Annotated in this window: 8 protein-coding genes and 1 tRNA gene; 5 read left to right on the top strand and 4 right to left on the bottom strand. The window is 53.0% G+C overall.

The annotated features are described in order from the left end of the window. The first annotated feature begins 95 nt into the window (after positions 1 to 95). Positions 96 to 171: transfer RNA gene (locus HWQ15_RS04280), tRNA-Phe, on the top strand. A gap of 520 nt (positions 172 to 691) precedes the next feature. Continuing rightward, on the top strand, positions 692 to 1,510 hold the full coding sequence (locus tag HWQ15_RS04285; RefSeq protein WP_063148703.1) for a DUF4225 domain-containing protein: 819 nt from the start codon (positions 692 to 694) through the stop codon (positions 1,508 to 1,510). On the opposite strand, the gene HWQ15_RS04290 is transcribed toward HWQ15_RS04285, so the two are convergent. The 3 genes from HWQ15_RS04290 to HWQ15_RS04300 form a co-directional block, all read right to left on the bottom strand. Further along, positions 1,488 to 1,814: a hypothetical protein gene (locus HWQ15_RS04290; RefSeq protein ID WP_023298582.1), complete on the bottom strand. Its 327-nt coding sequence runs from the start codon at positions 1,812 to 1,814 to the stop codon at positions 1,488 to 1,490. The two genes, HWQ15_RS04285 and HWQ15_RS04290, sit on opposite strands and share 23 nt — an antisense overlap. 401 nt (positions 1,815 to 2,215) lie before the next feature. Further along, positions 2,216 to 4,003 carry a hybrid sensor histidine kinase/response regulator gene (locus HWQ15_RS04295; RefSeq protein WP_176587381.1) on the bottom strand — a complete coding sequence of 596 codons (1,788 nt, stop codon included), beginning with the start codon at positions 4,001 to 4,003 and terminating at the stop codon, positions 2,216 to 2,218. After that, entirely contained in the window at positions 4,000 to 4,632 is a 633-nt protein-coding gene (locus HWQ15_RS04300) for a response regulator transcription factor (protein WP_003862456.1), read from the bottom strand. Before HWQ15_RS04300 ends, HWQ15_RS04295 begins: the two co-directional genes overlap by 4 nt. Before the next feature lie 175 nt (positions 4,633 to 4,807). Here HWQ15_RS04300 and HWQ15_RS04305 point away from each other — a divergent pair, with 175 nt between their 5' ends. Both HWQ15_RS04305 and HWQ15_RS04310 read left to right on the top strand, forming a co-directional pair. Then, positions 4,808 to 5,122 carry a lipoprotein gene (locus HWQ15_RS04305; RefSeq protein WP_003862457.1) on the top strand — a complete coding sequence of 105 codons (315 nt, stop codon included), beginning with the start codon at positions 4,808 to 4,810 and terminating at the stop codon, positions 5,120 to 5,122. A 114-nt stretch (positions 5,123 to 5,236) separates the two neighbouring features. Further along, positions 5,237 to 8,284: an autotransporter outer membrane beta-barrel domain-containing protein gene (locus HWQ15_RS04310; protein ID WP_063216177.1), complete on the top strand. Its 3,048-nt coding sequence runs from the start codon at positions 5,237 to 5,239 to the stop codon at positions 8,282 to 8,284. A gap of 61 nt (positions 8,285 to 8,345) precedes the next feature. On the opposite strand, the gene HWQ15_RS04315 is transcribed toward HWQ15_RS04310, so the two are convergent. Further along, positions 8,346 to 8,873: a LuxR C-terminal-related transcriptional regulator gene (locus HWQ15_RS04315; RefSeq protein ID WP_045308383.1), complete on the bottom strand. Its 528-nt coding sequence runs from the start codon at positions 8,871 to 8,873 to the stop codon at positions 8,346 to 8,348. A 668-nt stretch (positions 8,874 to 9,541) separates the two neighbouring features. Between HWQ15_RS04315 and pgaA the strand changes: the two genes are divergently transcribed. After that, on the top strand, positions 9,542 to 11,980 hold the full coding sequence (gene pgaA / locus HWQ15_RS04320) for a poly-beta-1,6 N-acetyl-D-glucosamine export porin PgaA (protein WP_063148706.1): 2,439 nt from the start codon (positions 9,542 to 9,544) through the stop codon (positions 11,978 to 11,980). Positions 11,981 to 11,985 lie beyond the last annotated feature (5 nt).

The following is an 11,985-nucleotide window of genomic DNA, read 5'->3' on the forward strand; positions in this document are numbered from 1 at the left end:
GTTTGCGACGAAATGGTGAGAGAGTGTGCAGTCTGCAACGAAAACAACAAATTTCGTTGACGTCGGAGGGAGGATCGGGTTTAATGCGCCCCGTTGCCCGGATAGCTCAGTCGGTAGAGCAGGGGATTGAAAATCCCCGTGTCCTTGGTTCGATTCCGAGTCCGGGCACCACTTATTTATAACCCTCGCTTCGGCGGGGGTTTTTGCTTTCTGAGTCAGCAACTCGTTGTTTGAACAGTAGTTACCGCCCTTATCTCTCCTCCGGCCCCGCTTCCCGGTGGTACAACTGGCGTTGTTTACCGCCTTACCGCCACACAGAAGCAGAAAAACCTGACCTTCACCGATCTATTTGAGCATTACAAATGCACATATCAATTGGACAGAGCCCGACAGAGCGGCATCACGTATCCGTGATTACCCCCCATCGGCTAACTGTTTTATTAGATTCATCGGTGGTAAATCCATCCGGGACATCCTGAAAAGTGACCTTTCGGCGTTCCGTACACTGCTGGAACAGGCCCTGGCTAACCGCAGTAAAGTAGGCCGAGGAACGAAGCTGTAAAAAGCGACTTCTACTTCAGACACCGTAACCACATTGCTACTATATTGTGTGTGCGTTGGCACGCATGGCTGTCATGGGGGCGTTTATCAGTCTAAGCAGAGGCCGGTAAAGCAATTGAGAGGAACTACAATGGATGCAGCATTACTTAACATGATGCGCTCAGATGGAAGAAATAAAGCCTGGGCGGAAACTATGGTGAATATGGAAGCCAGGAAACTGGTAAATACAGCCAACACTCTGTCGGCTTTTCATCTCAGCGATAGTTTGACTCGAATGAAGTTTGTTCAGGTAATTCGGGACCTCATAGAACATCAGTTTACGTTAGCTCGTCGGGCTAAATCAGATGAAGAATGCATGGAATGCGTTAAAATTCTCAGAGAAGAAAACAGTAACCTGCTGGAACAAGCGCGTTTATTAAGAACGAAGGCAGCGAAGCTTTACGCTAAAGTCGAGTTTATCCGAGAGAATAACAAAATTGTTGGGTATGTGATCTCGGCTGTTAGTGTTGTCCTGGCTGGTGCTGAAATAGCCGCAGGATTTACCCTCATAGGCACTATGACCCCTCTCGGGGTTCTTGCTGGTGCGATTCTGGTTACTGACGGGACAAACAGCATCAGTAAAGAAGTGGCTCGCTACGCAACTAACAACACTACCAGTGAAGGGCTGGTCGCGAATGCCGCGATGTCTACAGCTGAGTTTATGGGCTTTAGTCGTGAGAATGGGTTAGGTGTCTACAAATCAATTTCACTGGCCGCTAATGCGTACACCATTTTTGGCTTGTTACGGCGACCTGGTACCTGGCGACTGTTTCGTTATCTCCCTGCTGACTATTACCGAAAGGTGAGCACACTGAGCCGCCCGCAGCTTACAATGAAAATAGCGGGTTATGGCGTGAAAGCTAAGATTATTTTTGATCTGTTGTCCGTCAGCGACCCGTCCCAGAATTAGTCAGCATTTTACGATAACGCCAGGATTTGTAGCCAAGTTTTGCTGGCGTTATATACCAGATGAAAGGTAGTACAATCAATAATGTGAGCGCAAGTGTCAGGCTTGTATCCTTGGATGCAAGTAAAAGAGTTAAAGCCAGTATGATGAAGGCAATAATAGTTATCCACTTCATAGCCTTAAAACGATTGGCCAGATCATGAGTTACGCTATCAAACGAACCACCGTAATTTTCAATATTGTTTTTTAACTTTTGAAGATCTCGTTTGCTAAAACCTGATTTTAAAAGTGCCTCTTCGCTGGTCATTCTGTTATCCGTCCCATAACTCACTGAAACCTGTGACGAAGTTTAACTTAATTTGGCGGATAAATCGCTACCTGACGATATTCGTCAAATTTATATATATCAACGAGTTGAAGATATCTTAGAGTATACGCTCGAAAACTGACATTATTGCCCACTGCGGAACTTCGCTGGTAGCAACTCTAATGACTCCTTCGGGGCCGTTTCCAACATCTCCCGCCCTGCCCGGTAGAAGCAACATGCAGATCACCACAGGAGGCTGAATCATGCACGATGAAATCATTAATCAGGCCCGCGAAATCCTCCCTCAGCGGCTCAACCATACCGACACATTGGCATCACAGCAGGACACCGCGTACTATCTGGCCCTACAGTGAAGCGCAATGCTGCTATTATCTATTCCCCTATCCACGACACCCTGACCATTGCGTCAGCAGCGCATGCAGTTTAGCCGGCTCCAGAGGCTTGCGCAGCACCAGATACCCTTCCTGCTCCGCCTCCAGCAGAACCGGTGAATTAAATTCGCCGCTGACTATCGCGCCGCTCATATCCGGCAGACGGTCAAAAAGCGCTTTCAGGATATCGAAGCCGCTTTCGCCGGATCGCAGGCGCTGGTCGCACAGCACGGCGAACGGCGTAAAGCCGTCGTCGATGATGGCAAACGCTTCTTCAGCGGAGGCCGCACAGCGTACATCGATTCCCCAGACGCTCATCAGGCTCTCCCAGGCAGACGTCACCAGCGGGTCATCATCGACGACCAGGCAGGAACCGTGCAGCGGTGCATAGCGTACCGGCGTGGCGGTGTTATCAGCGGCGGGCGGGGTGTCCAGCGCGCTATCTTCGCCAGCATATTGGGTAAAGCGCATCCAGAAGCGGGAGCCTTTACCTTCAATGGATTGCATCCCGTATTTCACCTTCATCAGCTTGGCACAACGGGCCACTACGGCCAGTCCCAGCCCGTGTCCGGCGCTGTCGATCTTCCATGCCAGCTCGGGGCGGTAGTAAGGTGAGAAGATTTTGCCCTTCTCTTCATCGGCGATACCGACTCCCGTGTCCCACACCTCCACCATACACTCGTCACCGCGCGGTCGGATGGCGACCAGCACCCCGCCCTGGAGCGTGTAACGAAGGGCGTTTTGAATCAGGTTAATCAGGGACTGTCGCACCAGCAGCGAATCGCCCATCACGTAGATACGGCGTTTAGGCCGCCGGATGCACAGCCTAAGCGCGCGGCTGTTGGCCTCTTCGCGAAACAGCGTGATGACCGAGTCGAGCAGAGCACCGATATCCACTTTGGCCGGGGCAGAGAGGACATTCCCGGATTCTATTTTGCTGAGATCGAGCAGAGAGTTGAGCATTAAATGTACCGAGCGAACGCTCTGCTGCAGGTCAAGAAGCTGTGGCGTCAGGCTATCGTCCCGGTTTCGGTGGAGGATGGCTTCGATCAGAAAGCCCATAGCGTGTACGGGCTGGCGCAGATCGTGGCTGGCGGTGGTCAGAAACTGATTTTTATCCAGCAGTGCCTGCTCCGCGTCCTCTTTGGCCTGACGAAACTGTTCCGCCAGGCGTGAGCTTTTTTCCTCAAGCAGTGCCTGCTGAATAAAGAACGCATGGGAAGTTAACGCATGGCGGTAAATTGCGAAGCCGTAAAGCAGATTCAGCATGAGCACGTTGAACATCAACTCATCCAGCCGCCAGATAATACCGAGGTTCAGCACCCCCCAGGAGGCGAAGAAAAAGCGCGTAAAGGTGCTGATGACCGGCGTCAGATGCGTCGCATTGGCGGCGACGATAGCGGCGATGCTGATATTAAGTAACAGGAAAAAGTCAAAATTCTGCGTCTGTGGAGTAATTAAATAGAGCGAAGAAATGCCCAGCCCGTGAATAAAGGCGATATTATTAATACGCGGAAGCCAGCGTCGCAGGACGTCCCTATCACCGTTTTCTTTCGCTTCACGCTGATAGCGTCGGTGCAATAGTCGTATCGCCACGGCACATAGCAGATAAATAATTATCCAGATAATCGTTGGGCCGAGGTCGTCCCCAAGCATATAAATCCAGATGGCGAAAGGAATACCCACAAAGGGCACAGCACTAAAGCTAAATACCAGCCGCAGAAAGGTGTTGTTTAGCAAACGGATCTGCGCCGGAGCAGAGATACCTTCGTTTTGTAAGCTCTGGAAAAACCTCATTCCGACGGTTCCTGCTTGCCGTGCAGAAGCGTGATGGCTTCGACCCGGCTGTTAACACCTATCTTTTTCAATATATTGCTGATGTGTTCTTTGACCGTGGGCTCAGAAATTGAAAGCTGCGCGGCGATTCGTTTATTTGGCAGGCCGCGCATAATCATATTTAATACGTCTATTTGTCGCGGCGTTAAGTTAAATTTACTTAACTTCTCATTATTTGCCTTAACGGAAATTTCGTTTCCCTCAGGAAACCAGGTCTGATTATCAGTGAGTGCGAAAACGGCCCGCGAGAACATCTCAGGTGGCTCGCTTTTCAATACAAAACCGTGTCCCCCGGCGGCATTAACTTTGCGCCAGATGTCATTATTGTCATCCCCGCTGACCACCAGGAGTCGTACCTGTGGGTAAAGTTGTTTTACTTCTTTGAGTAATTTCAGGGCCGTTCCGGAAGAGAGCCAAAAATCGATTACCAGCAAACGTGGCGGGCCATGATCCCTAATTTGGCGGTAGCAATCATCCTCATTCGTCACCACACACGCCTGTTTAAACTGGCAATGTGTAATCAGAAAATTGGCGATGCCGCTTGCTACCAATGGATGGTCATCAACGACTAACGCATAATTCTGTCCCAAAGGAGCCTCCTTTTACCTTCGCATATCTTAGAGTACAGATGAATTATTATCTACCCACCCTACTTTAGGAGGGTTTTTTCGATTAGGAAAGAGAAATATATTATTCGCTGATTTGGGTAAAAGAAAACATAAATACAATCAGTGAAATTAACTGGTTGGATATCAAGGATAATTTATGAAAAAACCACTAATCGTTTTAACCGTTACGTTGATGCTAGCCGGTTGTTCCACGTTGAAAACCGATCAGGCTATTCCACTCCTGCAAGCGGAGACCGCTAAAATGCTGGGACTGGGATCATCGGATGAAATAACCGTGACCAACGTTAATGGCGCCCAGCCGGACGCACTGGGAGGACAAAAACTGTCTTATCGCGCCACGACAGAAAAAGGGCGTATTTTCGATTGTTCATCAATGATGATGCCGGGGATTTTAGGATCCGCACCGACGCTAAGCGCGCCAACCTGTACACCTGTTGTCACACATAAATAATTAACGCCGCATCAAAAGGCGTACATAAATAACGCCTTTTACATTTTCTGACTTATCTGAGTTTTCATAAAAACGATTTTCCAGACATCACGCTAATGAGTACGGAGATAGCCCGTGAATAACTCTACATCGCATGCTTTAGCGGTTAAGACGCCGCTTTCCAGACTTTACCTCGCTCTATTTTCCGCGCCGCTGTTAGTGTTTTTACCTGCCGATATCGCGCGTGCAGCCGATGCCTTTTTTGATGGCGACTCGCGTATTACCGAAACGCTGGGTTACACCGGAGATGTTTATGTTGGACGTAATCAACGCGGAAACCTGCTGATCGATAATGGCAAAATCACCGCCTATAACATCAATATCGGTCGGCTGTTCGACGGCAAAATTTATGAAAGCGTGGTCACGGTCCGTGGGCCAGACGCTGAGCTTAACGCGGTGAACGATCGGTACGTCCTGCGCGGCGACCTGAATCTTGGCCTCGGCACCCTGCGAGTCGAAGAGGGCGCGCTGGCCAGCGCAAAGGAGATTGTTGTCGGCACCACCCGGGGCTACGACAGCCACCTTATCGCCACGGGTGCCGGCTCTCGCGTGACCAGTAATTTTCTGAGCGTAGGCACCGATCTGGGCGCACGCTCCACGCTGGCAATTGAGGACGGCGCGGCGCTCAATACCGCCTACGATGCGCGCATCGGGAATGGTACCGGGCCGGGTGAAACCGACACGCTGAGCCCGAAAGCCACCGTCACGGGGAGTGGCTCACAGTGGAACGTTGGCCGTACGTTGACGCTTTATGGCGACCTGGACGTACTGAACGGCGGAGCGGTTAACGTTGGCGGCGTGCAGGTGGCGGGCGTCTCCGGCGCAGGGAAAACCGCCGAGTTGGTTATTGCGGGCAAGGACTCGCGCTTTACCAGCGGCAGCAGCGTGAGCGTGGGCGATTACGGCAATGGCGTGCTGTCTGTGATTGACGGCGGTTCATTTTCCGCTGGCAGCAATGCGCTGATCGTGGGGACATCGGGTTCCGGCTCGAACCGGGGTGCGCTCATCATCGGCAGCCGCGGCAATATGGACACCGGCACGGGTTTAACTGAGCCAACACCTGGCACGGCGGGCGGCGCAGGTACCCTCGATGCGAAGACGGCAATCAGCCTGCGTGGCGGACTGTTCGGCAGCTATGTCTACTTCAACCATACCGACGGAAATTACATCTTCAGCAACACGATGAGCGGTGAAGGTGATGTGATCAACACCTCCGGGCAAACGACGCTGAACGGCGATCTTTCCGCACTCAAGGCGAACGTAACCGCGCGGGGCGGTAAAGTTATCATTGCCAGCAATATTAATACCCAGCCAGAAGACGATATTTTTGATGTTCAGACGCTTAGCGCCGAGAACGGCGGTACGCTGATCCTCAACGCGACGGCGGGTTCAGACGTCAGCGACGGGGTCGGTTACAGCAGCGCCGCGTCAATCAAGTCCGGCGGCACGCTGGGCGGCAACGGCACGCTGGGCCAGACCGAGATCCAGTCTGGCGGGCATATCTCGCCTGGCGACGGCAATATCGGTACGTTGACGCTGAAACGCTATCTGAACTTTATCGGCGAATCCTTCTATGACGTGGATATCGCGGGCGATGGCAGCAGCGACCAGCTACTGGTATCGGGCAAAACCACCATCAGCGATCGGGCTAAGGTACAGGTCACCGCGCTGGATCCGCAAACCAGCTATAAAACGGGCCAAAGCTACCGCATTTTGACCTCCGACGGGGGAATTGACGGTGAGTTCGCCGGAGCGATTTCCAAATCCGCCTTCCTGGACGTGGCGCTTGAGCAAAGCACCAACGCCGTCGATCTGACCATCGCGCAGAAAGAGACCGGAGGTGAAAATCCTGGGGGCGAGAACCCGGGCGGTGAAAATCCCGGAGGCGAGAACCCGGGCGGTGAAAACCCCGGAGGTGAAAACCCGGGCGGTGAGAATCCTGGCGGTGAAAACCCGGGTGGTGAGAACCCGGGTGGAGAAAACCCGGGCAGCGGCAAGCCGGGCATTTTCCAGACCGTGGCCCAAAGCAGCAACCAGTGGAATACCGCTGGCGCGCTCTCCACTCTGACGCAAAGTGGCCCGTCGCTGGCGCTGTATAACTCGCTGTTGCTGCTGAGCGCGCCGGAAGCGCGCGAGGCGTTCAACCAGCTGTCTGGTGAAGTTTATCCATCAATGCAGTCCAACCTGATCGCTGGCAGCACGCAGGTGTTTAACGTGTTAAACCAGCGTATGCAGCGCGCGTTTGATAACGACAGCCTGCCGATCCCACCGTTAGCCATGTCGCTGGTGCAGCAGCCGGAGCCGCAAAACAATGGCGTCTGGGGCCAGACCTTCGGCTCCTGGAGCCGAAACAGCGGCGACGGAAACGTGGGCAAGCTGGACGGCAACACCACCGGCTTCCTGCTGGGGGCAGATCGCAAGCTGGCGGATCATAACGTGCGTGTCGGCGGCTACTTCGGCTACAGCCGGGGTGATTACGACGTCGACAGCCGTCGCTCCTCAACGGATACCGACAACTATCACCTTGGCCTGTATGCGGCGGGTCAACAGGATGCGTTCTCCCTTCGCGGCGCGCTGGGTTACACCTGGCACAAGATCGAGGGCGAGCGCAATGTTGATTTCAGCGGCTTCTCGGATCGGCTGAAGTCAGATTACGACGCTAACTCGCTGCTGGCGTTTACCGAAGCGGGCTACCGTTTCGGCCAGCCAGACAGGAATATTGAGCCGTTCGTCAATTTATCGTACATCCGGCTGCATACCGACAGCTTCAGGGAAGACGGCGGTGCCGCTGCGCTGAGCGTCCGTAACGAAACGATGAACACCTTCTATTCCACACTCGGGGTGCGCGGTGTGACCGAGCTGCCGAAGAACGTTAACCTCTACGGTTCGCTGGGCTGGCAGCACGCTTATGGCGATAAAAATACCTCTTCGCGCATGGCGTTTGCGGGCAGCGACGCGTTCATTACTCAGGGGCAAGCCGTGGATGAGGACGTAATGGTGGGTGATATCGGCGTGAGCGTACAGCTGTCGCGTGCTGCGACGCTGGATGTGGGTTATCAGGGACAATATGGTGCGGATACCCGCGTCAACTCGGTGAACGCCAATCTGCGCTGGTCGTTCTGAATTATTTCCATTAAAAGAACCCGCCCTCGTGGCGGGTTTGTGCTTTTGGCTTCTGACGAAGCTAGGGATCGTTCCCAGCCGCGTCCAGCAGTTTGTTTTTAAAGATAAACAAACACGCCTCGTTGAAGTTCCCTGCCCCTAACCGCTCCGATAGCGCCGTTCGCTTGCGATAGAGGCTTTTAACCGACATATTCAGCTTATCTGCAATCTCTTCCATTGACCTCCCTGCCTTCAGCAACCGGAGCATTATCGCTTCATGTCTACTCAGCCGTAAGTTAAGCAGCCATTTGGTTGTCAGACGCCAGCCTTTCATATCAAGCACCAGATTGAATAACGACGCCATATCCGGAGGCGTAAGCGACGTGTTCATAAACAGCTTCATACTGTGCAGATCCTCCTCTCGAGGGCGCATATCCAGCATAACGCAGCAGATGGTTTTTCTCGTTCTGGCCGGATGGCGTATCAGGTAATCATATAAACGGAGCGGCGTACGGCTATCAATCAGTACAGTATATTCATTTGCGTCGGTATCAAATATGTTTCTGTCTATCGAACAGAGGCAAATTATATCCGGGAAAAATAGCCGCATCCCCCTGACAAGGAAACAATCCTGAGTCACTAACACTATTGAAGTCGCCACTAATCATCCCTTTTAGATTAAAGCAAGCCCGCCTCTTAAGAAACAAGGACGCTTTCGTTTATAGCGCTTTACATTAACGGCAAATGTTTTCTGGCTTTGATCATCCCTCAATATGACATTGGTGAGCTAGACTTTTTGCAGACTATCACTCAATGCCTGTCGTTAATTATAAATAAAAAAGAATTTCAGAAAAGTCACTTCTCTGAACATTAAGAATTTTTGTCATGAAACTTCCCAAACATGCCCCAGAAAGTACTTTAATTAACTCAGCAGAACTTCATTCCAAATATAAAAAAACTGCAAACAGCAAAAGGAAAAACATTTAATATCAATCAGTTAAAAAGAACAACCCTGCACTGAATTATCTAAAAAACTTACTTCTTCCAGAATTATCTCAAAACCTCCCGGCCGCTTTTCAACTTATTTATCCCCCAACACATCGGGTGTACATTAAGTCCAATCAGACCACTGAGTTGAGGGCGCATAATTACCTTTAAGTAAGTACCCCATAACGTAGCATCATTCAGATTTAATGTTCTCCTTTATGCCCTTTAACGCAGAGTTAAAAGGCGGCCGTGTTATGCAATGGATTCACGATAAACAAATGGCAAATAGATATGGAAAGATCGCTTAGCTTCACTACGTTATTCTTTTATCGCACCACAATATTATTGTTCCTGCTTTTACTCTTTCCTGTTCTGGTTCAGGCTGATGAATCCGTTTATGAGCATCAGATACAACAGGCACGTAACGGTAATTACGCTCTGTTTCTTGATTACCTACAGCGCTATGAGCAACAGCATGCTTTAACACCTGGACAGGTTGCGGACTGGTTACAGGTAGCCTCCTGGGCAGGACGCGATGATGAGGTTATTCGAGTCTGGCAGCGTTATGGTATTTATATGCCGCTGCCCGCTCGCGCCATCGCTGCTGTCGCCCAGTCCAGAAGAAACCAAAAAGCCTGGCCATCCGCCTTATCGCTGTGGAAAGAGGCGCTCAGCCTTGCGCCGGATAACGACGATTACCGCATCGGCTATGTTAAGACACTGGCCGATGCCCGCAGAGATCGCCTCGCGCTTTCGAAAGCCCGGCAGTTGGTTAAGGACGATCCTTCTCCCACGCACCTTGAGACGCTCTCCTATGTCTGGATGCGCCAGGGAAAAAACGGGGACCGGCTGCTGGCGGACATGCGCGCGCTAAACGCCGCACCAGGGAATAACGCCCTTCTTCGCGAGACGATCGATGCGTTAACGGATAACCGGGTAAGCACGCCCGCACTCTGGCTGTCGCAAAGCGCAGCGATGTCCCCCGCGGAGCGTCGCCGCCTTGAGCGTAACGCCGCGGCTGAAAAGGTACGCCTGGCGGATGTGCCTGGCAGAACGGAGAAAGAGCGGCTGCGGCTGGCACAAAACGCATTAGATCGCTATCACGTCCTGCTTTCCCGCTGGCAAAACGAACCGCAGGCGGCTGAAGACATCATCCTTGCCCGTATCGATCGGCTTGGCGCGCTGTATGCGCAGGGTGATTACCGGCAGGTTATTAGCGAATATGAGGCGCTGACGACCGCACAGCATCCGGTGCCGGACTGGGCCATCGGCTGGGTGATCTCTGCATATTTGCAGGAGAAAAACACCGTCGCCGCCTTCTCGCTTGTACAACGCTATCCACACTACGCCTCCGATCCGCAGGATGAGGAGCATGCGCTTTTCTACGCCTGGCTGGATACGGGGCAGTATCAGGCCGCCCGCCGCTACGTTGAGCGCGAGACCCGCAGTGTTCCCTGGACCCGCTACGATTTCGGATCCCCGACCGCTCAGCCGAACGATCGGTGGCTCACCGGACAGTCACTCAAACTTAACTATTTGCTGGCGACCAACGCCCTGCCCGAGGCCGAAAAGCTGTCGTATCGTCTGGCGTCAACGGCGCCGGGAAATCAGGGATTACAGATTGATTATGCCGCCCTGCTTCAGGCCAGGGGCCTGCCGCGCGCGGCCGAGCAAAAGCTTAAACGAGCAGAGGCGCTCGAACCCACGAATCTGGAGCTTGAAAAACAGCAGGCTTACGTCGCAATGGACCTTCAGGAGTGGCGCCAGATGGATTTACTGGCTGATGACGTAATTGCTCGCGCCCCCGCCGATCGCAGCGCCCGTCGCCTGGACAGGCTCAGAGCGGTCCACCATATGTCAGAGCTGCGTCTGAACGCGGGTAAAGGATTGCACTCAGATAACCCCGTCAGCGGTAGCCACGACATGAGCTGGGACGCCACGCTCTATGGCCCACCCGTGGCGGATAACTGGCGGCTATTTGCTGGCGCCCGCTATGCACAGGGGAATTTCGACGAAGGTAAAGGCATCAGCCGCCACCTGTTGGGCGGCGTTGAGTGGCGCCCACGTGACCTCACGCTCGAAGCCGAGCTCTCCAGCAACCGCTATCACGGCACAAACAGGCCGGGTGCACGGCTCTCAACAACCTACAGCCTGAGTGATAACTGGCAGGTCAGCGGTAGCCTCGAGCGCTTATCACGCGCGACACCCTTACGGGCATTACGCAATGGGATCAGCGCCAACCGGGGTGAAGGTGGGGTGCGCTGGTATCAAAACGAGCGACGTGAATACCAGTTCAACGCCGCCGTCAGCCGCTTCTCAGACCACAACCGCCGTCAGGAATACACCCTCTCTGGGAAAGAGCGTCTCTGGCAGACCCCGACCCTGACGCTGGATCTCGAACCGGGGATCGCCGCCAGTAAAAACAGCCTGCGGAATACGCTCTATTACAACCCGGCACGGGATCTGTCCGTGACGGCAGCCCTGTCCGTTGACCATGAGATGTACCGCCACTACGACACCCTCTGGAGCCAGCAGTTCGTGGCAGGCGGCGGCAGCTACTGGCAGAAAAATCAGTCGCCTGGCGCCATTACCCTGCTGGGTTACGGGCAACGCATTCAGTGGAACAACGTTGTCGATACTGGCGTGATGCTGAACTGGGATAAACGCCCTTACGACGGCAAACGCGAGAGCAATCTCTCCGTCACGTTAGATGCGACTTTACGCTTTTAAGGATG

The sequence above is a fragment of the Enterobacter sp. DSM 30060 genome (assembly GCF_013375955.1).
In the GTDB taxonomy this organism is placed as follows: Bacteria; Pseudomonadota; Gammaproteobacteria; order Enterobacterales; family Enterobacteriaceae; genus Enterobacter; species Enterobacter intestinihominis.

What these genes read in the sequence shown, in the direction of transcription:
- HWQ15_RS04305 (WP_003862457.1), top strand. Translation starts at nt 4,808, where the DNA reads ATGAAAAAACCACTAATCGTTTTAACCGTTACGTTGATGCTAGCCGGT.
- HWQ15_RS04290 (WP_023298582.1), bottom strand. Translation starts at nt 1,814, where the DNA reads ATGACCAGCGAAGAGGCACTTTTAAAATCAGGTTTTAGCAAACGAGAT.
- HWQ15_RS04295 (WP_176587381.1), bottom strand. Translation starts at nt 4,003, where the DNA reads ATGAGGTTTTTCCAGAGCTTACAAAACGAAGGTATCTCTGCTCCGGCG.
- HWQ15_RS04285 (WP_063148703.1), top strand. Translation starts at nt 692, where the DNA reads ATGGATGCAGCATTACTTAACATGATGCGCTCAGATGGAAGAAATAAA.
- HWQ15_RS04315 (WP_045308383.1), bottom strand. Translation starts at nt 8,873, where the DNA reads ATGCGGCTATTTTTCCCGGATATAATTTGCCTCTGTTCGATAGACAGA.
- pgaA (WP_063148706.1), top strand. Translation starts at nt 9,542, where the DNA reads ATGGAAAGATCGCTTAGCTTCACTACGTTATTCTTTTATCGCACCACA.